Source organism: Streptomyces sp. NPDC055955 (assembly GCF_042270245.1).
Classification (GTDB): domain Bacteria; phylum Actinomycetota; class Actinomycetes; order Streptomycetales; family Streptomycetaceae; genus Streptomyces.
Map to the genome: position 1 here is coordinate 416,003 of NZ_JBHJYS010000003.1, position 21,385 is coordinate 437,387.

Here is a 21,385-nt window from a genome sequence, read left to right on the forward strand (position 1 = left end):
CGGGCGAACGACGGATCGTATACGGCCGGGCTCCCACGGAGTCCGGCCGTACGTTTGAGCGTTTACGGGCCGGGCTACGTTTGCCCGTATGGCTTCCACGCAGGGTGCACAGATCCTCGTCGCGTCCAACCGCGGTCCGGTCTCGTACGAGCTCGGGGCCGACGGGACGCTCGACGCGCGGCGCGGCGGGGGCGGGCTCGTCTCCGGGCTCTCCGCGATCGGACAGGACCCGGACGGCGCGAGCGCGGTGTGGGTGTGCGCGGCCCTCGGCGAAGGCGACCGCGAGGCGGTGCGTCGCGGCGTCGCGGAGCCCGGCGTGCGGATGCTCGACATCGACCCCGAGGTGTACGCCGACGCGTACAACGGCATCGCGAACTCGGTCCTCTGGTTCGTCCACCACATGCTCTACCAGACGCCCCTGGAGCCGGTCTTCGGGCCGCAGTTCCGTGCGCAGTGGGCGTCGTACGAGGCCTACAACAGGGCGTTCGCCGAGGCGCTGGCCGCGGAGGCCGGGCCGGGCGCCGCGGTCGTCGTGCAGGACTACCACCTGGCGCTCGTGCCGGGGATGCTGCGGGAGCTGCGCGGCGACCTGCGCATCGGGCATTTCTCGCACACCCCGTGGGCGCCGGTCGACTACTTCCGGATGCTGCCGGACGACATCGCCGGGCAGCTGCTGCGCGGAATGCTGGGCGCGGACCGGCTCGGGTTCCTGACGCGCCGCTGGGCGGACACGTTCACGGCGTGCTGCGAGGCCGTGGTGGGCGGCACGTCCGGTGCGCAGATCGGGGTGCACGGCCTGGGCGCGGACGCGGACTTCCTGCGGGAGCGCTCGCGGCGCCCCGACGTCGAGGACCGGCTCGCCTCGCTGCGGGAGCAGATCGGTGGCCCGGACCGCAAGGTGATCGTCCGCGTGGACCGCACGGAGCTGTCGAAGAACATCGTGCGCGGCCTGCGCGCGTACGGGCTCCTCCTCGATGAGCACCCCGAGTGGCGGGAGCGGGTGGTGCACGTCGCCTTCGCGTACCCGTCACGGCAGGACCTGGCGGTCTACCGGGAGTACACGGACGAGGTGTCCCGGGTCGCCGGGGAGATCAACTCCCGATTCGGTACGCAGAGTTGGACCCCGGTCGTGCTCCATGTGAAGGACGACTTCGCCCGCTCCCTGGCCGCGTACCGGCTGGCCGACGTGGCACTGGTCAACCCGATCAGGGACGGCATGAACCTCGTCGCCAAGGAGGTCCCGGTCGTCTCCGACGAGGGCTGCGCGCTGGTCCTGTCGCGGGAGGCGGGGGCGTACGAGGAGCTGGGCGACGACGCGCTCGTGGTGAACCCTTACGACGTGTCGGCGACGGCCGAAGCCCTGCACGCCGCGCTGCTCATGGGCGACGGGGAGCGCGCCGAGCGCACGAAGGGCCTCGCGGCCGCGGCGACCGCGCTGCCGCCCGCCCAGTGGTTCCTGGACCAGCTCGACGCGCTGCGGGGCTAGGGCCTGGAGCTGATCGCGCCCGCCAGACCCGACAGCAGCCCCACCACTCCCTCCGGCCCGTCCACCACCACGTCAGCCCGTTCCGCCAGCTCCGTGACCTCCGAGCTGCCGCTGCACACCAGCAGGCCCGGCACCCCGTCCTTGCGGAGCTCGTCGACGGCGGCGAACGCCGGCAGATCACCGAGGTCGTCGCCCCCGTACAGGACCGACGTGGCGCCCACTTCCCGCGCGTAGGCGCTGAGCGCGGCGCCCTTGTCCATGCCGGGCGGCCGCAGTTCCAGGACGAGACGGCCGGGCTCGACGATCAGGCCGTGCCGGGCCGCGAGCTCGGACAGGGGCGCGCGCAGCGCCTCGAACGCCGCCTGCGGGTCGGCCGCGCGGCGCGTGTGGACGGCGACGGCCCGGCCCTTCTCCTCGATCCAGGTGCCGCGCCAGGCGCCCACGGACTCCAGGACTCCGGGCAGTTCGGCGCGGACGGCCGCGACGCCGGGGTGCACGGCGGGGGCGTGGACCGTGCCGGTGACGGCGTCCCAGCGCTCGGCGCCGTAGTGGCCGAGGACCACGAGGTGTTCGAGGCCCGGGACGCCCGCGAAGCCGCCGTGGCGCACGGCGACGCCCGCGGGACGGCCGGTGATCACGGCGACGGACGCGACCTGTGGTGCCAGCGCGGCGAGCGCGCCGACGGCGCCCGGGTGGGCGCGGGCCTGTTCGGGGTCGGGCACGATCGGCGCGAGCGTGCCGTCGAAGTCGAGCGCGATCACGGCCCGCGCGGGGTCCGAGAGGAGTGCGTCGAGGCCGTCACGCCCGGCGGCGGTCACAGGCGACGGCAGGTCGTGCTGCTGAGGGCTGCCCATGCGCCGAGCCTATCCGCGGGAGACGGACCGTACTCCTGGCGTGCCGGTCAGCGTTCCGCGCGTCGCGCGTCCCGCACCCGGCGCAGCCGGTTGACGGTGACCGGGTCGTGAGCGAGGGCCCTCGGGTCGTCGAGGAGCGCGTTGAGCAGCTGGTAGTAGCGCACCGGGGCGAGCCCCAACTCCTCGCGCACGGCACGCTCCTTGGCCCCGGCCGACGCCCACCCGCGCCGCTCCAGCGCGAGGACGCCCTGCTCGCGCGGGGACAGGGCGTCGGACATCTCGCCGGCGGACCCGGACCCCGGCTCCGGCTCCGGCCCCGGCTCCGGCTCCGGCCCTGACTCTGCGTACGGTGGTTCGCTCACGGCAGCGACGCTACTCCGCGTTCTCCGCCGCGTCGGCCGAGCGCTGGAGGCGGCCGAGGGTGGCGCCCGGGTTGCCGTTGGGGCCGACGGCCGAACCGATCTCGCGCTTGACGCCGGCGCTGACCTGGGCCCAGGACGTCTTGCCGACGGGGTAGAGCTGCGAGTTCGGCAGTTCGCCGAGGAACTTCGAGAGCTTCTGGTCGCGCCGGTCGTCGGCCATCGTGTCCGACGCGGAGTTGGTGACCGGCAGGAGGTCGTACTCGCGCGAGAAGTCGAGGACGTTCTTCTCGCTGTAGACGAAGTCGAGGAACTTGCCGATCTGGTCCTTGTGGCCGTTCTGCCGGAACGCCATCATCCAGTCGGCGACGCCCATGGTCGAACGGGCCCTGCCGTGGATGCCGGGCATCGGCACCGTGCCGAACCTGACGCCCTTCTTGGCGGCCATCTGCATCAGCGTCGGGTGCCCGTTGAGCATGCCGACGTCACCGCGCGTGAAGGCCGCGAAGGCCTGGGCGCGGTCGAGCTTGGCGGGCGGGGTCGGACCGGTGAGGCCCTGGCCGACCAGGTCGTTCTTCAGCCACTCGAAGGTCTTGACGTTCTGCGGGGAGTCGATGCTGTAGGTACCGACGTCGTCGGTGTATCCGGAGCCGCCGCTCAGCATCCACATCATCGTCTCGGCCTGCGCCTCCTCGCGGCCCAGCGGAAGCGCGTAGGGGATCTTCACGCCGCGCGCCTTGAGGGCCCTGGCGTCGGCCTGCAGCTCGGCCCAGGTCTGCGGCGGGGTCAGGCCCGCCTTGTCGAAGAGGGTCTTGTTGTAGAACAGCAGCCGCGTGGAGGACGCGAAGGGCATGCCGTACTGGACGCGGGAGACCTCACCGGCGGCGGCGAGCTGCGGCAGGAAGTCGGACTGCACGGGGATGGAGAGCAGGTCGTTCGCGCTGTAGAGCTTGCCGCTCGCGGCGTAGTCGGAGTACGCGCCGATCTGCGCCATGTCGGGCGCGTGGCCGTCCGCGACCATCTTCTTGACCTTGGCGTCGACGTCGCTCCAGGAGTAGACGCTGACGTCGACCTTGATGCCGGGGTTCTTCTTCTCGAAGGCGACGGACAGCTTGTCCCAGTACTTCTGGGAGCTGTTCGCCGGGGAGTCGCCGTAGTCGGCGGCCACCAGCTTCAGGGTCACGTCGTCGGATCCCGGGCCCCCGCAGGCGGCCAGCGTCGCCGCCATGCCGAGCGCGGCCACCGCCGCCGTCAGACCTGTCATGCGCCGCTGCACAGCCGGTTTCCCACCCTCTTGATGTCGCTCGTCAGGATTTCGGGCCCGGAAGACTCACGAGGCCCGGCCATAAGGTCTACACCACACGGGTTTCACGCCCGCAACAGGCCTTCACCGGGAAAGCGGAAACGCATCATCCGTACACATCGGCGCAAGATCCGTGCAAGTGGACTAGACCTCTCGCCGGTTGAGGCGCGAGACTGTCCCCGTGAGACATGTCATCGCCCTCGATGTGGGCGGCACCGGAATGAAGGCCGCGCTGGTCGGGGCCGACGGCACCCTGCTCCACCAGACGCGGCGCGCCACCGGCCGCGAGCGCGGACCCGACGCGGTCGTCGAGACGATACTCGGCTTCGCCGCCGATCTGCGCGCGTACGGCGAGGAACACCTCGGGGAGCCGGCCGCCGCGGCCGGCGTCGCGGTGCCGGGCATCGTCGACGACGAGAACGGCATCGCCCTGTACGCGTCGAACCTCGGCTGGCGCGACGTCCCGATGCGCAGACTGCTGAGCGAGCGGCTCGACGGCATCCCCGTCGCCCTCGGCCACGACGTGCGCACCGGCGGCCTCGGCGAGGGGCGGCTCGGCGCGGGCAAGGGCGCGGACCGCTTCCTGTTCGTACCGCTCGGCACGGGCATCGCCGGCGCCATCGGCATCGGCGGCCGCATCGAACCCGGCGCGCACGGCTCGGCCGGCGAGATCGGCCACATCGTCGTACGCCCCGGCGGCACGGACTGCGGCTGCGGTCAGCGCGGCTGCCTGGAGCGCTACGCGTCCGCCTCGGCGGTCTCGCTCGCCTGGGCCGAGGCCACCGGCGACCCGGAGGCGGACGCCGCGGACTGCGCCAAGGCCGTCGAGTCCGGTGATCCCAGGGCGCGACAGGTCTGGCAGGAGGCCGTGGAGGCGCTCGCCGACGGGCTCGTCACGGCGCTCACTCTGCTGGACCCGCGCACCCTGATCATCGGTGGCGGTCTGGCCGAGGCCGGGGAAACCTTGTTCACACCACTGCGGGCCGCCGTCGAGGAACGCGTGACGTTCCAGAAGCTGCCCACGATCGTCCCGGCGGCCCTCGGGGACACCGCCGGCTGCCTGGGCGCGGGCCTGCTCGCCTGGGACCTGCTCGCCCGGTCCACCGATTCCACGGAGGTAGTCGCCTGATGGCCGCTCTGAATGTTCTCTCCGGCGCCCGCGTCGTCCTGCCGGCCGGCGTCGTCGAGAACGGACGCGTGATCGTGGACGGCGCGAGGATCGCCGGCAGCGCGCCGGCCGGCGCCCCCTCCACCGATCTCACCGGCCACTGGGTCGTGCCCGGCTTCGTCGACATGCACAACCACGGCGGTGGCGGGGCCTCCTTCACCTCGGGGTCGATCGACGACATCCTCAAGGGCGTCCGCACGCACCGCCTGCACGGCACCACGACGGTCGTCGCGTCCTTCGTCACCGGCGAGACGGACTTCCTCACCCAGCGCGCCGGCCTGCTGTCCGAGCTGGCCGAACAGGGCGAGATCGCGGGCATCCACTTCGAGGGCCCGTTCATCTCCCCGTGCCGCAAGGGCGCCCACGACGAAACGCTCCTGCGCGATCCCGACCCGGCCGAGATCCGCAAGCTGCTCGACGCGGCGCGCGGCCAGGCCAAGATGCTCACCCTCGCCCCCGAACTCCCCGGCGGCACCGACTCCGTTCGCCTCCTCGCCGAGCACGGTGTGATCGCCGCGATCGGCCACACCGACGCCACGTACGAGCAGACCGTCGAGGCGATCGACGCCGGCGCCACCGTCGCCACGCACCTCTACAACGCCATGCCGGCCGTCGGCCACCGCGCCCCGGGCCCCATCACGGCGCTCCTCGAGGACGAGCGGATCACCGTCGAACTCATCAACGACGGCACACATCTGCACCCGGCGGCCCTGGAGCTGGCGTTCCATCACGTGGGCGGCGGGCGCGTCGCGTTCATCACCGACGCCATGGACGCGGCGGGCTTCGGCGACGGCCGCTACATGCTCGGTACCCTGGAGGTCGAGGTGAAGGACAGCGTCGCGCGGCTCGTCGAGGGCAACTCGATCGCCGGCTCGACGCTCACCCTGGACCGCGCGTTCAAGCGGGCCGCCACCATCGACAAGCTGCCCGTCGAGGACATCGTCCGCGCGATCTCCGCCAACCCGGCCCGCCTCCTCGGCGTGGACGACAGGGTGGGCTCGCTGGAGCCCGGCAAGGACGCCGACCTCGTGGTCCTCGACGAGGACTTCGAGCTCAAGGGCGTCATGCGCAAGGGCCGGTGGATCGTGGAACCCCGGCTCGCGTGAGGTCTGGGCCTACCGCCCGGTCTTTGGCATGATCAGGCCGCGTTACTGAAGGTAGTTCCGAACTGAGGGGTGGGCTGGGGTCTCGTGATCCTCACGGTCACACTGAACGCCGCGCTCGACATCACCTACGACGTGCCGGCGCTGCACCCGCACGCGTCGCACCGCGTCACCAAGGTCACCGAACGCCCCGGCGGCAAGGGCCTCAACGTCGCGCGCGTGCTCGCCGCGCTCGGCCACGACGTGACCGTCACCGGCTTCGCCGGCGGCGGCACGGGCCGCGCCCTCAGGGAACAGCTCGCGGACTCCCCCGGCATCCGGGACGCGCTCGTCCCGGTGTCGGGCGCCACCCGCCGCACCATCGCGGTCGTCGACGCCACGACCGGCGACACGACGCAGCTCAACGAACCGGGCCCGCTCGTCGCCCCCGCCGAGTGGTCCGCGTTCACCGAGGCCTACGACAAGCTGCTCGCGTCCGCGTCCGCGGTGGCCCTGTGCGGCAGCCTCCCGCCGGGCGTCCCCGTCGGCGCGTACGCCCAGCTGGTCCGCGCGGCCCGCGCCGCGTCCGTGCCCGTGCTGCTCGACTCGTCCGGGGAACCGCTGCGCCGGGGGCTCGCGGCCCGCCCCGACATCATCAAGCCGAACTCGGACGAGCTCGCCGAGCTCACCGGCTCCCACGAGCCGCTGCGCGCCACCCGTGACGCCCGCCGCCGCGGCGCGCGCTCCGTGGTCGCCTCACTGGGCCCTGAGGGCCTCCTCGCCGTCACCCCGGACGGCAGCTGGCGCGCCCCCGCCCCGGACCGGGTGAAGGGCAACCCGACGGGCGCGGGCGACTCCGCGGTCGCCGGCCTGCTCTCGGGCTACGTGGAGGACCTGCCGTGGCCGGACCGTCTGGCCCGCGCGGTCGCCCTGTCCGCGGCGACGGTACTGGCGCCGGTGGCCGGGGAGTTCGACCGCGCGGCGTACGAGGAACTGCTCGGCCGGGTCGCGGTGACCCGACAGACGCCGACAGCGGCCTAGGGCCTGTCGTCAAATTCCCGTCGTCCGCCCGAGGGGCGGGCCCGGCGGCGTCTGGTGCGTGCGATCGCAAGGCGCCGGAAAGTCCTGGTAGCGGAGCTACCAGGACTTTTCGGCAACGCCGCATGGGGGTCCCCCTGCTCGAGCAAAGCCGAGAGCCAGGGGGAGTGCGTGCCAGACGCCGCCGGGCAGACGGGAATGTGACGACAGGCCCTGGGGCGCACCCCGGGCCGCTGTCGGCACACCGCTGCCGGTCAGCCCTGGGTGCCCTTGACCAGCCACATCTGGTCGAAGTTCGCGTCACACTGATTGCCCTGCTCGCACGAGACCGCGATCGCGTTCGTGCCCTTGCTGAGCTGGACGACCGACCAGGTGGTGGTCCAGCCCTTCTCCCAGTCGCCTTCCTTGGCGCCGGAGAAATTCTTCATGTTGAGCGGGCGGTCCTGCACCTTGCCGTTGACCGTGATGGTCGCGTTGGCGTCCTTGCCGGGCACGCCGTAGTTGACGCGCAGGCTGTACGCGCCGTCCTTCGGGATGCCGTTGACCGTCCAGGTGAGCTTGGCGCCCACCTGGTTGAAGCCGGCCACATAGGTGCCGCCCTCGGCCTTGGCGCCCTGGACGTCCGACGCGGTGGCCGTGCCGCCCTCGAGCTTCAGCGCCTTGGCGTCCGTCTTCGGGAGGGCGGCCGGCTTGTCGGCGCTCTTGGACGGGGTCTGGCTCGGCTGGACCGACTGGGAGCCGCCGGACGGCTGCCCGCCCGCGTCGCCGCCCTTCGCGTCGTCGTTCGAGTCGCCGCCGAGGACCGCGACGCCGATGCCGACGACCACGGCCGCCACGACGGCGAGCGCGCCGATCAGCAGGCCCTTGGTGTTGGGCCCGCGTCCCCGGCCGCCACCGCCGCCGTGCTGCGTGGGCGTCACCGTGGTCGGTGCGCCGCCGGGCAGCGTCTCGGGGGCCGAGTAGTGCGCGTTCGGCTGGCCGTAGGCCTGGGGCTGCTGCTGCGGCGCCTGGCCGTACGCGGCGGTCGGCTGCTGCCCGTACTGGGGCTGCTGCCCGTACTGCCGCTCACCGACCGGCCTGACCTGGTGGTAGGACCGGGGACCCGGATAGCCGTAGCCGCCGCCCCCGCTGGGCGGTGTCGCCCCGGCCGCCTGTCCGTCGGCGTACAGATAGCCGAACGGATCGTCGTCCTCGGGCGTGCTCGCGCCGTTGTCAGCGGGCGCCATCCCTGATCACTCCCTACGTATCGCTTACCCGGCGAGCGTACCCGCTGGGAGTGGTCCCAAGGGGTGGCGTTGACCTCACCGATACCAGCGGAAGGAGATCATCCGGCCCGTCGGTGCTGCTTGGCACGCGACCGTTTCTCGATGTACATCCGCTGGTCAGCGGATTTCAACACCTCGTCGGCCGTCATCCCGCAGTGCGCCCACCCGATGCCGAAACTGGCGCCCACACGGACGGCCCTCCCGTCGACCCGGATGGGCGGAATGATCGCGTTCCGCAGACGGACGGCGAGGTCCTGCGCGTCGGCCCGGCCGAGCCCGTCGGCGAGCACGACGAACTCGTCGCCGCCGAGCCTCGCCACCGTGTCCCCGTCCCGGACACCGCTGGTCAGACGCCGCGCGACCTCGATCAGAACGGCGTCTCCGGTGTGGTGCCCGAACCGGTCGTTGATCGACTTGAAGCCGTCGAGGTCGCAGAAGAGGACCGCCAGGCCCTTCGTGCCGTCGTCGGTCTCCCCCTCGGGCGCGACGATGTGGACGTGGTGATCGAAGCCATAGTCGTCGTAGATCCCGCCGGAGGACCCGGACCCGGCGTTCTGCTGTCCGGCCGCGGCGGCAGCGGCGGCCCCCGCGAAGTCGAATCCGTGCCCGTTCGTGTCGTACGAACCACCGGCGCGGTCCCCGTACGCCGCGTCCAGGGAGTCCACGGCGCTCGGCTCGGGCAGCTGGGGGCGGCGGCACAGGCGGGCCGAGAGGCGGGAGCGCAGCTCCGCCGAGTTCGGCAGGCCGGTGAGGGAGTCGTGGGACGCGCGGTGCGCGAGGTGCAGCTCGCGGCGCTTGCGCTCCTCGATGTCCTCGACGTGGGTGAGCAGGAAGCGCGGCCCGTCGGCGGCGTCGGCCACCACCGAGTTGCGCAGGGACACCCAGACGTAGGTGCCGTCGCGGCGGCCGAGACGCAGCTCGGCGCGGCCTCCCTCGGCGGAGGTGCGCAGCAGCGTGCCGATGTCCTCGGGGTGGACGAGGTCGGAGAACGAGTAGCGGCGCATGGCGGACGCCGGGCGGCTGAGCAGCCGGCACAGGGCGTCGTTCGTGCGCAGGAGCCGCCCGTGCTGGTCGCCGCCCATCTCGGCGATGGCCATGCCGCTGGGGGCGTACTCGAAAGCCTGGCGGAAGGACTCCTCGCTGGCGCGCAGGGCCTGCTGCTCGCGTTCGAGCCGGACCAGGGCGCGCTGCATGTTGGCGCGCAGCCGTGCGTTGCTGATGGCGATGGCGGCCTGGAAGGCGTACATCTGCAGGGCCTCGCGGCCCCAGGCGCCGGGGCGCCTGCCGTTGCGCGGGCGGTCGGCGGAGATCACGCCGAGGAGTTCGCCGCCGGAGGCGCCGGTGGCGTACATCGGGGCGAAGAGGCGGTCCGCCGGGTGCCACTCGTCCTCGAAGCGCGGCGCCGGCCCGTCGGTGAACCACTGCGGCACGTCGTCCTCGTCGAGGACCCAGCCCTCGGTGTGCGGGATGAACCGCAGGTCGCCCCAGGCCTCACCCATGGACAGACGGCGGTCCCAGGACGCGCGGGAGCCGACCCGGCCGGTGATGAGGGCTTCGGCGGAGGAGTCTCCGGAGAAGGCGGCGACGACGAGGTCACCGTCGGGGCGTACGAGATTGACGCAGGCCAGCTCGTATCCGAGGCCGTTCACGACTCCGTCGGAGACCGTCTGCAGGGTGTCGGCCAGGCTGCGGGCGGTGTTCATGTCCGCCATCACCTGGTGAAGCTGCCGCAGGGTCGCAAGACGGACGTACGGCTCCGACTCGGTCTCCATGCTCAGCTCTCCCCGAGACCTCGACAGCACTCCAGAATTCTGATCGCCGATTCCGCACGTGCGTGTGCACGCTCTTCTTGCAGTGTCTTTGCCACTGAATCACAGCGAGCTGTGCACCCGGTACACAGGGTCAACAAAATATGGCTCCTGTGACTCAAGTCACAGGTGGAGATGAAGGGTTGAGGGGTGTTCCGGCGCACACCCCCTGCACTTCCTGAACACAGAACACTCCCGAACACCCCCATATCCGGACGAGACCGACCACAGGTCCTAGGACCGTCCTCGGCCCAAGGCCCGATGTGGCGGGCACGGCACCGAAGCTAGCGTCGAGACGTGCTGAAAACTCCCCCGCCGCTGAAGAATCCCCCGCTCTCCCCCACCACCCGCACGACCCCCACAACCCCCACGACCGCTTTCGTCCCCGCGCCCGCCTCGGCCGGGCATGCTGAGGGGGTGAGCAACGACGAGTTCCGCGCCGCCATGTCCCGACTGGCCGCGGGCGTGGTCCTGGTGACCGCGCGCGAGATGCCGCTCGACCCGGACGACCCGTCGGCTCCCCTGGGCGAGGACGTCGGCATGACGGCGACGGCGTTCCTGTCGGTCTCCCTCGACCCGCCGCTCGTCCTCGTCAGCCTGCGCAACGGCTCCCGCATGGACGACCTGCTCGACGAGCAGCCCCTGTGGGCGGTGTCCGTGCTCTCCGAGAGCCAGCGCCACATCGCGGGCCGCTTCGCGATGAAGGGCCGCATCAGCGACCGTCTCCTCTTCGAGGACATCCCTTACGTGCGCGGGGAGGTGTCGGGCGCGCCTCTGGTGGGCGGCGCGCTCGCGACGCTGGAGTGCCGCACGGAGCAGCGGGTGACGGCCGGGGACCACACGCTGGTGATCGGCCGGGTGCTCACGGCCACGCTGCCCAGCGGCGACGGCGGACCTCTGGCCTATTTCAAGGGGAAGTACCGGCAGTTGGGGTGAAGTCCGCGCCCGGATCCCGGGGGCCGCTCAGTCCCAGCCCCGCCCCGACCGGCCCCGCTTCGTGTCCGACCGTGCCTTCTTGTTGCGCAGGCGGCGCTCGTTGATACCCCGGGGGATGCGGGTCGCGCGGCGCGGCTTGGGCGGCGGGGCGGTGGCCTCGGCGAGGAGGGACGTGAGGCGTACGGCGGCGGTCTCGCGGTTGCGCCACTGGGAGCGGTGTTCCGAGGACCGTACGGAGATGACGCCGTCGACGAGGCGGGAGGCGAGCCGCTCCAGGGCCCGCGCCTTCCACACCTCGGGCAGCGCCTCCGTCCTGGCGAGGTCGAAGCGGAGCTCGACCTGGGAGTCGCTGGTGTTCACGTGCTGGCCGCCCGGCCCCGACGACCGGGAGAATCGCCAGAGGAGCTCGGCCTCCGGAAGGACCACCGAGCCGCGGATGATGTAGGGACCGGACATGGGTTCCATGGTCGCGCCTGGACACGCGCCGCGTCACCCCCTTTTCCCGGGGCCGCACCCATCCCGGGGAAAGCGGGTAAAGAAAGTAAAGACACCTGGAACCCTGGATCCCCCCTTGGCGTTCATAGGGGTACGAGTAGCTTCGTCTACGAAGCGCACGCATCGCTAACGAGGGAAGGACTCCCAACAATGGCTGTAAGCCTGTCCAAGGGTGGCAACGTCTCGCTCACCAAGGAGGCTCCGGGCCTGACCGCCGTCACCGTGGGCCTCGGCTGGGACGTCCGCACCACCACCGGCACCGACTTCGACCTCGACGCCTCCGCGATCGCGGTGAACCCGCAGGGCAAGGTCTACTCGGACGGCCACTTCGTCTTCTTCAACAACAAGTCGACGCCGGACCAGACCATCGTCCACACCGGTGACAACGTCACGGGCCAGGGCGAGGGCGACGACGAGCAGATCAACGTCAATCTGGCGGGCCTCCCGGCCGACATCGACAAGATCGTCTTCCCGGTCTCGATCTACGACGCGGAGAACCGCTCGCAGAACTTCGGCCAGGTGCGCAACGCGTTCATCCGCATCGTCAACCAGGCCGGCGGCAGCGAGATCGCCCGCTACGACCTCTCCGAGGACGCCGCCACCGAGACCGCCATGGTCTTCGGCGAGCTGTACCGCAACGGCGCGGAGTGGAAGTTCCGCGCCGTGGGCCAGGGTTACGCGTCGGGCCTCGTCGGCATCGCGCAGGACTTCGGCGTGAACGTCTGACCTGAGCGGAGTCACCGCCGCAGCAAGGCAGTTGAAGGGCCCCGGCCGGGGAATATCCGGCCGGGGCCCTTCTGCGTGCGCTCGGCGAGCACTCTCCCGACCGACTCTTCCCTGTCAAGCGGCAAATAACGGACAGCCACCACCCGCATTCGGACACGAACTGTTAAATCTTTGACGGCGCCCTGTCAAACTCAGTGCACCTGGTGTCACTCTCTCCTCCGCGCCCCCCACCCCCGACGGGTCACCTCCCACGGGTCGTTGGACACAGAAGGAGTCCGAGTGACACACCACTCCCCCGCTCCCCGCACCGCCGGCCGCAGGACTGCCGCGAGGGCCACCGCTCTCGCCGCATCGGCCGCGATGGTCGTACTGGCTCTGCAGAGCGGCACCGCGGCGACCGCCGCCGACCGCACCGCCGGCGCCACGGCCGTGCCGCTCAGCGCGTCCCAGCGGGCCACCGCCCTCAAGGCCGCGCAGACCGACGCCCCGGCGGCCGCCCGCCAACTGGGCCTCGGCAGCGGGGAAAAGCTCGTCGCCCGCGATGTCGTCAAGGACGCCGACGGCACGACGCACACCCGCTACGAGCGGACCTACGACGGTCTGCCCGTGCTCGGCGGCGACCTCGTCACGCACACCGCGAAGAACGGCGACCTGAAGGGCGTCTCCAAGGCGCACAAGGGCTCGATATCCGTGGCGTCGACGGACGCCGCACTCGCCCCCACCGCCGCCAAGAAGTCGGCCGTCGCGGTCTCGGACGCCAAGAGCGCCACCGCGAAGAACGTCCGCAAAGTCGTCTGGGCCGCCTCCGGCAAGCCGGTCCTCGCCTACGAGACGGTCGTGACCGGCACTCAGGCCGACGGGACGCCGAGCGAACTGCACGTCGTCACCGACGCCGCCACCGGCAAGAAGCTGTACTCGTACGAGGGCATCGAGAACGGCACGGGCACCAGCGAGTACAGCGGCACCGTCACGGTGGGCAGCACGGCCTCGGCCGGCGGCGGGTTCGACCTCGTCGACGGCGGACGCGGCGGCCACAAGACGTACGACCTGAACGGCGGGACGTCCGGCACGGGCGCGCTCTTCCACGACGGCGACGACCAGTGGGGCGACGGCACGGTGACGAACCGCCAGACCGCCGCGGTCGACGCCGCGTACGGCGCGGCGGAGACGTGGGACTACTACAAGAGCGCGTTCAACCGGAACGGCATCGCGGGCGACGGCAAGGCCGCTTACTCCCGCGTCCACTACGGCAACGCCTACGTCAACGCCTTCTGGTCCGACTCCTGCTTCTGCATGACGTACGGCGACGGACAGAACAACCAGCGGCCGCTGACCGCCCTCGACGTGGCGGGCCACGAGATGAGCCACGGCCTGACCGCGTCCACGGCGGGGCTCAACTACAGCCGTGAGTCGGGCGGCCTGAACGAGGCCACCTCCGACATCTTCGGTACGTCGGTGGAGTTCTTCGCGAACAACAGCAGCGACGTCGGCGACTACCTCATCGGCGAGAAGATCAACATCAACGGCAACGGCACCCCGCTGCGTTACATGGACAAGCCCAGCAAGGACGGCGGCTCCGCCGACTACTGGTCGAAGACGGTCGGCCGCCTCGACGTGCACTACTCGTCGGGCGTCGCCAACCACTTCTTCTACCTCCTGAGCGAGGGCAGCGGCGCGAAGACCATCAACGGGGTCTCGTACAACTCCCCGACCTCCGACAACTCCACGCTCACCGGCATCGGCCGGGCCAAGGCCGAGCAGATCTGGTACAAGGCCCTCTCCACGTACATGACGTCGACGACGAACTACGCGGCCGCTCGCACCGCCACCCTCCAGGCGGCGAGCGACCTGTACGGCGCGAACAGTGCCGAGCAGCAGGCAGTCGCGGCGACCTGGACCGCGGTGAACGTGAAGTAGACCGGCCCGCAAGGGAGTTCGGCCGGGCCGTCCGGGACTACGGGTGGTCCGGCTTTCCCTTTCCGTACAGCCAGTCGTCCCAGACGGGCCCCAGGTCCTTGCCCGGGTTCTGCTTCTCCACGTACGCGGTGAAGTCGGCGGTGTCCGCGTTGCCGTAACGGTGCGCGGCGGGCCAGCTCTTGAGCAGCTCGAAGAACTTGGCGTCCCCGACCGTCTCTCGGATCTTGTGCAGCACCATCGCGCCGCGCTCGTAGACGGGCGGGGCCGAGATGCTCGCGGCCCCGGACGGCTCGGCGGGCGGGAAGGCCCAGATCGCGTTCCCGCTCCCCTTCGCGTAGTAGCGGTCGAACGTGTCCTGTGCGCTGTCGCCGCCGTGCTGCTCCTGCCAGAGCCATTCGGCGTAGGTCGCGAAGCCCTCGTTGAGCCACATGTCCCGCCAGGACTTCGGCGTGACGGAGTCCCCGTACCACTCGTGGGACATCTCGTGGACGAGCGTGGACAGAGGCGGGGTGCCCGGGAAGACGGGCCGGTTCTGGGTCTCCAGCGCGTACCCGGCGTCGTCCTCCCGGTCGACGACGGCGCCGGTGGAGGAGAAGGGGTAGGGACCGAAGGTCTTCGACTCCCAGGCCATGACGTCCGGGAGCCTGGCGAGGACCTTGGCGCTCGCGGCCGCCTCCACCGGGTCCACGGCGGTGTACACGGGCAGCCCGTCGGGCGTCTTGTAGGCCTTGGTCTCGAACTTCCCGATCGCCAGCATCGCCAGATAACTGGCCATGGGCTGCGGGACGTGCCAGTCGAACGTCGTCCGCCCGCCGGCCGTCCGCTCCTTCGTCAACTCCCCGTTGGACACGGCCTTCAGCCCCTTGGGGACGGTGACACGGATGTCGTACGTCGCCTTGTCGGAGGGGTGATTGTTCCCGGGGAACCAGGCCATGGACCCGGTGGGCTCGCCGAGCGCGAGAGTCCCGTCCTCCGTGGGGAGCCAGCCCTCCTCGGAGCCGTCCGGGTCGGTGATGGTCACGGGCTTCCCGGAGTACCGCACGACCGTACGGAACTCGGAGCCCTTCCTCAGCGCCTTCGCCGGACGGATCGTCAGCTCGTGCCCGGCCCGCTCGACCGTGGCCTTCTGCCCGTCGACGGTGACGCGTTCGACGGTCAGGCCCGTGAGGTCGAGATTGAACGCGCTGAGGTCCTGGGTGGCCTTCGCGGTGATGTCGGCGGTGCCCGTCAGCCGGAGCCGGTCGGCGTCGAGGGTGAGGGTGTAGTGCGTGGCGTCGTAGCCGCCGTTGCCCAGCTTCGGAAAGTACGGGTCCCGCACACCCGCGGAGCCCGGCGTGCCGTCCACACCGGCGGCCGAACAGGCGCTGAGCGCCAGGACGACGGCGAGGACGACGGGCGCGGATCGTGGGCTGCGGGGCACTGAACGATCGTAGGCGCGAACACCGTGGAGGCGCCTGCCGGTCGGCGGGCGCCTCCACGGCGATGGGGTGAGCTAGCGGTTCAGCGCGGCGACACCGGCCTGCGCGAACTTCTCGTCCAGGTCGCCCGAGGGCGCACCCGCGACACCGATGCCCGCGACCGGGGCGCCGTCCGCCGCGACGGGCGCGCCGCCCGCGAGGAACAGGGTGCCCGGGATGTCCTTCAGGTTCGGGGCCTGCTCGAGGCGCTTGGCGAGCTCGGACGTCGGCGCGTTCCAGGACACCGCGGTGTACGCCTTCTTCACGGCGGACTCGTACGACTGCGGGCCGGCGCCGTCGCCGCGGAGGGTGACGATCGTGTTGCCGTTGCGGTCGACGACGGCGACGGAGACGCGCTGGTTCTCCTTCTTCGCGGCGTCGAGGGCGGCCTGCGCGGCCTTCGTGGCGGCGGCCGTGGTCAGGTGCGTGGACCGGGTGAGGTTCTTGGCCGGGGCGTCCGCGGTCACGGCGGCGGGGGCGGCGGCCGGGGCGGACGCGCTGGCCGAGACCGCGCCGAAGGTACCGGCGACGACGCCGGCGAGGACGGCGCCACCGGTCAGGACACGGGCGCGCTTCGAGATCTTCTTCATGACGGGTGCTCCTTGGAGGCGGTCGGATCGGTCAGAGGCGGTCGGTGAATCGCTCCGGTATCGATCCTCGGGCCAAGAACCGGGCCGCACCGTCGACGTACCGGCTGCGACCGGGGCGCGGCTCGGCTGACGTCCGGGTCAGCCGATCGGTTGACCCGCGTACCGTCCGAGCAGGCCACAATGGGGGTGTTTGACCAGTTCAGCAGCGCGACGGCGGAAGCGGAGAGGGTACGGGCGTGGCACATGAGACGCGGGATCCGGACGCCCGCTGGCTGGCCGCGGTGATGCACACCGCGTTCTTCCTGCTGCTCGGCGGAGCCCTCGCCCGGTTCCTGCTGCGCCACCCCGGCGAGGCCCGCACCCCGTGGATCATCGCGCTGTCCGTGGTCCTGGCCGCGCTGTACGTGCTCGGCCCCGCGCTCGGCGCGGGCCTCGGCACCCGCCCCACCCCGCGCCGGCTCACCTGGCTGGCCCTGGTCGTCGCCGTGTGGGTGGTCCTCGTCGTCCTCGCGCCGAGCTTCGCGTGGTGCGCCGTCCCGCTCTTCTACACGGGCCTGCGCACCCTGCCCGCCCGCGCCGCGCTCGTCCTGATCGGCGTACTCACCGTGTTCGTCGTCGGGGCGCAGCTGCGCCTCGCGGGGGACTTCGACCCGAACCTGCTGCTCGCGCCGCCGGCCGTCGCGGCCCTGGCCACCGCCGTCTTCGTCCACATGGAGCGCCAGGCCGAACGCCAGCGCGCCCTCATCGACGACCTGGTGCGCACCCGCAGGGAACTCGCCGCGACGGAGCGCCGCGAGGGGACGCTCGCCGAGCGCCAGCGCCTGTCGATGGAGATCCACGACACGCTCGCCCAGTCCCTGTCGAGCCAGCAGATGCTGCTCCAGGCGGCGGACCGGCTGTGGGACGCCGACCCCGAGCGGGCCCGCGCCCATGTGCGGACCGCGGAGTCGGTGACCGAGCGGGGCCTCGTCGAGGCGCGCCGGTTCGTGCACGACCTGGCGCCGGCCGATCTCGCGGGCGGCGGCCTGGACGAGGCGCTGCGCACGCTCGCGGCGCGGGAGTCGGAGGCGGGGCTCGCGGTCCGCTTCCACGCGGAGGGCGCCCCGGCCCCGCTGCCCGACCGGGTCGAGTCCGCGCTGCTGAGGATCGCGCAGGGCGCCCTGGCCAACGTGCGGGAGCACGCGGACGCGACGGCCGCCGCGATCACGCTGACGCACCTCGGCGACCAGGTCGTCCTCGACGTCGCGGACAACGGCCGCGGCTTCGCACCCGAGCCCCCGCGGGAGCCGGGCGTGCGCGGGCACGGCCTTCCGGCGATCCGGGCGCGCACGCGGCAGCTGGGTGGCACGCTGACGATCGAGTCGGCGCCGGGCGAGGGCACGGTGCTGTCGGTGGCGATTCCGCTGGAGGCCTCGTGAGTGACCCCGTACGACTGCTGGTGTGCGACGACCACGTGGTGGTGCGCGCGGGACTGCTCGCCCTGCTCGGCAGCGCACCCGGCATCGAGGTGGTCGGCGAGGCCGGCACGGGCGACGAGGCGGTGGCGCTCGCCGCGAAGCTGACGCCGGATGTCGTCCTCATGGACCTCCAGCTGGGCGAGGGCATCGACGGCGTGGAGGCGACGCGGCGCATCACGACCGCGCCGCCCGAGGCGGGCCCGCACCCGCACGTCCTGGTCCTGACCACGTACGACACGGACGCCGACATCACCCGGGCCATCGAGGCGGGCGCCACGGGATACCTCCTCAAGGCGGAGCGGCCCGAGGAGCTGTTCGCCGCGATCCAGGCCGCCGCCGAGGGCCGTACGACGCTGTCCCCGCCGGTCGCGAGCCGCGTCATGGCCCGGATGCGCAGCCCGCGCCCGTCCCTCACGGACCGCGAGCGCGACATCCTCGGCCAGCTCGCGCAGGGCCTGGGCAACCGGGACATCGCCCGCGCCCTGTTCATCAGCGAGGCCACGGTGAAGACCCATCTGGGCCGGATCTACGACAAGCTCGGCGTGGACACCCGGGCGGGCGCGGTGGCGGTGGCGAAGGAACAGCGGCTGCTGGGCTGAGCGCGTGCCGACCGCCGGGGGCCGCCCGGTGTGGGCGTGACGATCGCGGTGTGACCGTCACGGCCGTGCGCACCCCCTCCCACGCGTGAACGGCGCCCCTCCCGACCGTGACACCATCACTAACGTGCTCGACATCGGCTACGCCCTCTCCCGCCGCTTCCCCGACCCTCCGCAGACGGACTTCCGTCGCGCGGACGTCCACGCGCTGCGGCACGACCTGTTCGCCGGCGATGTCTACCTCGCCGACACCAAGGCCGACCGGGAGCTGTCCACAGCCTGGGGATGGGTTCCGGTGCTGGACTTCGCGTGGGCGCTGTGCGACATCGTCGAGCAGCTGGACCGTGACCCACGGGGCAGCCGCGCGTCGAGGCCGCAGTACGCCGAGCTCGACTTCACCGAGTCGACGGACCGGATGCTCTTCGAGCGCCGCTTCGGGTGGGTCGACATCGAGGCCGACTGGATGGAGGCCGACGAGCCTCCCCTGACGTTCTCCCACACCGAGCTGCGCCGTGAGGCCCGCGACTTCCTGCACGACGTGATCGCCGACCTGACCGACCTGCACGAGGACCTGGCGGACAACCCGGCCATCTGGGACCTCCAGGCCCGCTTCCCCCGCGTCCCGGACGAGCGCTAGAGCCTGTCGTTCGGGGGCGGGCCGGACCAGGCACCAGCACCCGCGAGCCCGGCATGATCCGCACGACAGGCGCCGGCCCGCACCTCCCGGTCAGCCGCCCTGCTCCACCCGCACCCCGATCTGCGCCGCGAACGCCGGTGCCAGGTCGAAGAGCTGGGCCGGGCTGATCACGGCCCCGGCCAGCCGGTCCACGCCCCGCGCGATCCCCAGCTCGGCCACGCCCCGCAGGTCCACGTCCGTCATCACGGCACTCGTGAAGTCCGCGCCCCGCACCACGCAGCCCTGGAACTCCACCCGGTCCAGACGCGCGCCCCCGAAGTCCGGCTCCACCAGCACGCATCCGTCGAAGACGACGTCCTTCAGGCGCGCCTTGCGCAGATTCAGGTACTCGATCTTCCCGCCGCGCACCACGACCCGCTCCAGCACGCTCCCGTGCAGCTGGACCCCGCCGAGCCGGGCGTCCACCACCTCGACGTCCCGCAGGGTCGCCTCCGCGAGGTCCGTGCCCACACCCCGTATCCCCGTCAGCGTGGAATCGAGGATCCGGGCGCGGGTCAGCCGTGTCTCGTCGAGCCCGCACCCTTCGAGCGCGCAGTCCATGAAGCGGGCGCCCCCGCCGTCCTGCCCGGTGAAGTCGGCCGCCGTGAACTCCACCCCGTCGTAGTCCCCGTCCGGCTCGAGCTCGCCGCCGGTCCAGGGCGCCAGCGGGGGCAGCCGTACCTCGGGCCGCCGCGCCTTCTTCACCGCCGCCGGTTTCGCCGACGACGCCTTGGCCGACCGCACCACTCGTTTCTCCGCCATGCCCCCCATGCTGCCCGCAGCCACTGACAATCGGTGACCGCCGCCTCCCCCATGTCACATTCCGCCGCGCGCAGCCGTCGTAACTCGTAAAGACGACAGACGCACAGACACAGACATGGCACGGCACGGCCAACCCGAAGGGGAACTGCGGCATGGCAACGACCACCCCCGACCTCACCGTCATCGGCGGCGGATTCGCCGGCCTCACCGCGGCCGTCACCGCCGCCGAGGCCGGAGCGCGCGTCACGCTGTACGAGTCGCACCACACCCTCGGCGGCCGCGCCCGCACCGCCGAAGGCCCGTACCGCACGCACGACGGACCGCACGCCCTCTACAGCGGCGGCCCGCACTGGACCTGGCTGAAGCAGCGCGACCTGCTCGGCCCGCTCGCCCCGATCCCGCTCGCCGAGGGCTCCCGCCTGCGCTTCCACCACCGCGGAGCCCTGCGCCGCACCCCTCCGTCTGCCCTGCTGCGCCTTCTTCGCCACCGGTCCGAACACGCGCCCGTGGACATGGACTTCATGACGTGGGCGACGCGCCACGTCGGCGAGGAGGGCGCCCGCGCGGCCGCCCACTACACGTCCGTCGCGCTCTTCCACCACGACCCGGGCTCCCTCTCCGCGGCCTTCGTCCAGGAGCGCCTGCGCCGCTCCGCGAAGGTGCCGCCCGAGGCGCGCTGTCCGCGCGGCGGCTGGGCGTCCGTGATCGACCGGATGGCGGCCCGCGCCTGGAAGCTGGGCGTGCGTGTGGAGACGCTGTCCCGCGTCGACTCCGTGTCCACGGGCGGCGGGCCGGTGATCGTCGCGACGTCCCTGGACTCGGCGCGCCGCCTCCTCGGGGACTCGTCGCTGACGTGGGACAGCGGCCGGACGACTCTGATCGACCTGGCCGTGCGCACCCGCCGCGGCGACGCCTTCATCGTGTCCGGGCTCGACTTCCCGGCCTGGCTGGAGCGGTTCACGGCACAGGACCGGAGTCTGGCGCCGCACGGGCAGCAGCTCGTCCAGGGCCACATCCCCGTGGCGCCGCACGAGTCGAAGGCGGACGGTACGGCCCGCGCCGAGCGCCTGCTCGACCTGGCGTTTCCCGGCTGGCGCGACCGCGCGACCTGGCGCAGGGACGCGCTCGCGAACGGACGGACGGGAGCGGTCGACCTGCCCGGCACCACCTGGCGGGACCGGCCCGCGATCGACCGCGGGGACGGCGTGTATCTGGCGGGTGACCAGGTGGCGGCTCCCGGCGTGCTCTCCGAGGTGTCGTTCAACAGCGCCGTCGAGGCGACCACGCTGGCCCTCACCGCGTCCCGTCCGGGGCTCCGCGCGGCCTGACACCCACGCTTGACCTCAAGTCTGCTTGAGGTTGAAGGGTGGTGGGCGCACCTGAGCCGTCAAGAGGCCGCACACCCAAGGG

The 21,385-nt window shown here is 72.1% G+C and carries 20 protein-coding genes; 11 read left to right on the forward strand and 9 right to left on the reverse strand.

Annotation, left to right across the window (positions count from 1 at the left end; genetic code table 11):
• Positions 1-88: 88 nt before the first annotated feature.
• Positions 89-1,486: a trehalose-6-phosphate synthase gene (locus tag ACFC96_RS07940; RefSeq protein ID WP_376610848.1), complete on the forward strand. Its 1,398-nt coding sequence runs from the start codon at positions 89-91 to the stop codon at positions 1,484-1,486.
• On the opposite strand, the gene otsB is transcribed toward ACFC96_RS07940, so the two are convergent.
• The 3 genes from otsB to ACFC96_RS07955 are packed head-to-tail and all read right to left on the reverse strand — an operon-like array spanning position 1,483 to position 3,963.
• Positions 1,483-2,340, reverse strand: a complete 858-nt coding sequence (gene otsB / locus ACFC96_RS07945) for a trehalose-phosphatase (RefSeq protein ID WP_376610850.1) — start codon at positions 2,338-2,340, stop codon at positions 1,483-1,485. The genes ACFC96_RS07940 and otsB overlap by 4 nt on opposite strands.
• A 47-nt stretch (positions 2,341-2,387) precedes the next feature.
• Complete coding sequence (locus tag ACFC96_RS07950; RefSeq protein ID WP_376610852.1) at positions 2,388-2,702, reverse strand: DUF3263 domain-containing protein; 315 nt, start codon at positions 2,700-2,702, stop codon at positions 2,388-2,390.
• A gap of 10 nt (positions 2,703-2,712) precedes the next feature.
• Positions 2,713-3,963, reverse strand: a complete 1,251-nt coding sequence (locus ACFC96_RS07955) for an ABC transporter substrate-binding protein (RefSeq protein WP_376610854.1) — start codon at positions 3,961-3,963, stop codon at positions 2,713-2,715.
• A gap of 220 nt (positions 3,964-4,183) precedes the next feature.
• Between ACFC96_RS07955 and ACFC96_RS07960 the strand changes: the two genes are divergently transcribed.
• The 3 genes from ACFC96_RS07960 (at position 4,184) to ACFC96_RS07970 (ending at position 7,293) form a co-directional block, all read left to right on the forward strand.
• The gene (locus tag ACFC96_RS07960) at positions 4,184-5,131 is read left to right on the forward strand and encodes an ROK family protein (RefSeq protein WP_376260545.1); all 948 of its coding nucleotides are present in this window, start codon (positions 4,184-4,186) and stop codon (positions 5,129-5,131) included.
• A complete protein-coding gene (nagA, locus tag ACFC96_RS07965; protein ID WP_376610856.1) occupies positions 5,131-6,276 on the forward strand; it encodes an N-acetylglucosamine-6-phosphate deacetylase in 1,146 nt (381 codons plus the stop codon). The genes ACFC96_RS07960 and nagA overlap by 1 nt, the downstream gene beginning before the upstream one ends.
• 84 nt (positions 6,277-6,360) lie before the next feature.
• Complete coding sequence (locus ACFC96_RS07970; RefSeq protein WP_376260548.1) at positions 6,361-7,293, forward strand: 1-phosphofructokinase family hexose kinase; 933 nt, start codon at positions 6,361-6,363, stop codon at positions 7,291-7,293.
• A gap of 251 nt (positions 7,294-7,544) precedes the next feature.
• Here ACFC96_RS07970 and ACFC96_RS07975 read toward each other — a convergent pair whose 3' ends face one another.
• Complete coding sequence (locus ACFC96_RS07975; RefSeq protein ID WP_376260550.1) at positions 7,545-8,516, reverse strand: carbohydrate-binding protein; 972 nt, start codon at positions 8,514-8,516, stop codon at positions 7,545-7,547.
• Positions 8,517-8,614: 98 nt separating this feature from the next.
• A complete protein-coding gene (gene cdgB, locus ACFC96_RS07980) occupies positions 8,615-10,327 on the reverse strand; it encodes a diguanylate cyclase CdgB (protein WP_376610858.1) in 1,713 nt (570 codons plus the stop codon).
• A gap of 480 nt (positions 10,328-10,807) precedes the next feature.
• Here cdgB and ACFC96_RS07985 point away from each other — a divergent pair, with 480 nt between their 5' ends.
• On the forward strand, positions 10,808-11,299 hold the full coding sequence (locus ACFC96_RS07985; protein ID WP_376260771.1) for a flavin reductase family protein: 492 nt from the start codon (positions 10,808-10,810) through the stop codon (positions 11,297-11,299).
• Positions 11,300-11,326: 27 nt separating this feature from the next.
• Here ACFC96_RS07985 and arfB read toward each other — a convergent pair whose 3' ends face one another.
• Entirely contained in the window at positions 11,327-11,764 is a 438-nt protein-coding gene (gene arfB, locus ACFC96_RS07990) for an alternative ribosome rescue aminoacyl-tRNA hydrolase ArfB (protein ID WP_376260554.1), read from the reverse strand.
• Positions 11,765-11,944: 180 nt separating this feature from the next.
• Between arfB and ACFC96_RS07995 the strand changes: the two genes are divergently transcribed.
• A complete protein-coding gene (locus tag ACFC96_RS07995; protein ID WP_376260555.1) occupies positions 11,945-12,520 on the forward strand; it encodes a TerD family protein in 576 nt (191 codons plus the stop codon).
• Between the two features lie 279 nt (positions 12,521-12,799).
• Complete coding sequence (locus ACFC96_RS08000) at positions 12,800-14,437, forward strand: M4 family metallopeptidase (RefSeq protein WP_376260557.1); 1,638 nt, start codon at positions 12,800-12,802, stop codon at positions 14,435-14,437.
• Positions 14,438-14,474: 37 nt separating this feature from the next.
• Here ACFC96_RS08000 and ACFC96_RS08005 read toward each other — a convergent pair whose 3' ends face one another.
• Positions 14,475-15,857, reverse strand: a complete 1,383-nt coding sequence (locus ACFC96_RS08005; protein WP_376260559.1) for a M1 family metallopeptidase — start codon at positions 15,855-15,857, stop codon at positions 14,475-14,477.
• Between the two features lie 72 nt (positions 15,858-15,929).
• Positions 15,930-16,484, reverse strand: a complete 555-nt coding sequence (locus ACFC96_RS08010; protein WP_376260561.1) for a heme-binding protein — start codon at positions 16,482-16,484, stop codon at positions 15,930-15,932.
• A gap of 284 nt (positions 16,485-16,768) precedes the next feature.
• On the opposite strand from ACFC96_RS08010, the gene ACFC96_RS08015 reads away from it, so the two are divergent.
• From ACFC96_RS08015 to ACFC96_RS08025, 3 genes are all read left to right on the forward strand, one after another.
• Positions 16,769-17,902, forward strand: coding sequence for a sensor histidine kinase (locus ACFC96_RS08015; protein WP_376610978.1), 1,134 nt, complete (start codon positions 16,769-16,771; stop codon positions 17,900-17,902).
• On the forward strand, positions 17,899-18,540 hold the full coding sequence (locus ACFC96_RS08020) for a response regulator transcription factor (RefSeq protein WP_328542519.1): 642 nt from the start codon (positions 17,899-17,901) through the stop codon (positions 18,538-18,540). The genes ACFC96_RS08015 and ACFC96_RS08020 overlap by 4 nt, the downstream gene beginning before the upstream one ends.
• A gap of 124 nt (positions 18,541-18,664) precedes the next feature.
• Positions 18,665-19,174 carry a hypothetical protein gene (locus ACFC96_RS08025; RefSeq protein WP_376260563.1) on the forward strand — a complete coding sequence of 170 codons (510 nt, stop codon included), beginning with the start codon at positions 18,665-18,667 and terminating at the stop codon, positions 19,172-19,174.
• Positions 19,175-19,264: 90 nt separating this feature from the next.
• On the opposite strand, the gene ACFC96_RS08030 is transcribed toward ACFC96_RS08025, so the two are convergent.
• Positions 19,265-19,975 carry a pentapeptide repeat-containing protein gene (locus ACFC96_RS08030; protein WP_376610860.1) on the reverse strand — a complete coding sequence of 237 codons (711 nt, stop codon included), beginning with the start codon at positions 19,973-19,975 and terminating at the stop codon, positions 19,265-19,267.
• A 152-nt stretch (positions 19,976-20,127) separates the two neighbouring features.
• Between ACFC96_RS08030 and ACFC96_RS08035 the strand changes: the two genes are divergently transcribed.
• A complete protein-coding gene (locus ACFC96_RS08035; protein ID WP_376610861.1) occupies positions 20,128-21,303 on the forward strand; it encodes an FAD-dependent oxidoreductase in 1,176 nt (391 codons plus the stop codon).
• The last annotated feature ends 82 nt before the right edge of the window (positions 21,304-21,385 follow it).

Bases quoted from the DNA above. Each gene is read 5' to 3' on its own strand.
- ACFC96_RS07985 (WP_376260771.1), top strand. From the start codon at position 10,808: ATGTCCCGACTGGCCGCGGGCGTGGTCCTGGTGACCGCGCGCGAGATG.
- arfB (WP_376260554.1), bottom strand. From the start codon at position 11,764: ATGGAACCCATGTCCGGTCCCTACATCATCCGCGGCTCGGTGGTCCTT.
- ACFC96_RS07995 (WP_376260555.1), top strand. From the start codon at position 11,945: ATGGCTGTAAGCCTGTCCAAGGGTGGCAACGTCTCGCTCACCAAGGAG.
- cdgB (WP_376610858.1), bottom strand. From the start codon at position 10,327: ATGGAGACCGAGTCGGAGCCGTACGTCCGTCTTGCGACCCTGCGGCAG.
- ACFC96_RS07975 (WP_376260550.1), bottom strand. From the start codon at position 8,516: ATGGCGCCCGCTGACAACGGCGCGAGCACGCCCGAGGACGACGATCCG.
- nagA (WP_376610856.1), top strand. From the start codon at position 5,131: ATGGCCGCTCTGAATGTTCTCTCCGGCGCCCGCGTCGTCCTGCCGGCC.
- ACFC96_RS07955 (WP_376610854.1), bottom strand. From the start codon at position 3,963: ATGACAGGTCTGACGGCGGCGGTGGCCGCGCTCGGCATGGCGGCGACG.
- ACFC96_RS08030 (WP_376610860.1), bottom strand. From the start codon at position 19,975: ATGGCGGAGAAACGAGTGGTGCGGTCGGCCAAGGCGTCGTCGGCGAAA.
- ACFC96_RS08035 (WP_376610861.1), top strand. From the start codon at position 20,128: ATGGCAACGACCACCCCCGACCTCACCGTCATCGGCGGCGGATTCGCC.
- ACFC96_RS08010 (WP_376260561.1), bottom strand. From the start codon at position 16,484: ATGAAGAAGATCTCGAAGCGCGCCCGTGTCCTGACCGGTGGCGCCGTC.
- ACFC96_RS08015 (WP_376610978.1), top strand. From the start codon at position 16,769: ATGCACACCGCGTTCTTCCTGCTGCTCGGCGGAGCCCTCGCCCGGTTC.
- ACFC96_RS07940 (WP_376610848.1), top strand. From the start codon at position 89: ATGGCTTCCACGCAGGGTGCACAGATCCTCGTCGCGTCCAACCGCGGT.
- otsB (WP_376610850.1), bottom strand. From the start codon at position 2,340: ATGGGCAGCCCTCAGCAGCACGACCTGCCGTCGCCTGTGACCGCCGCC.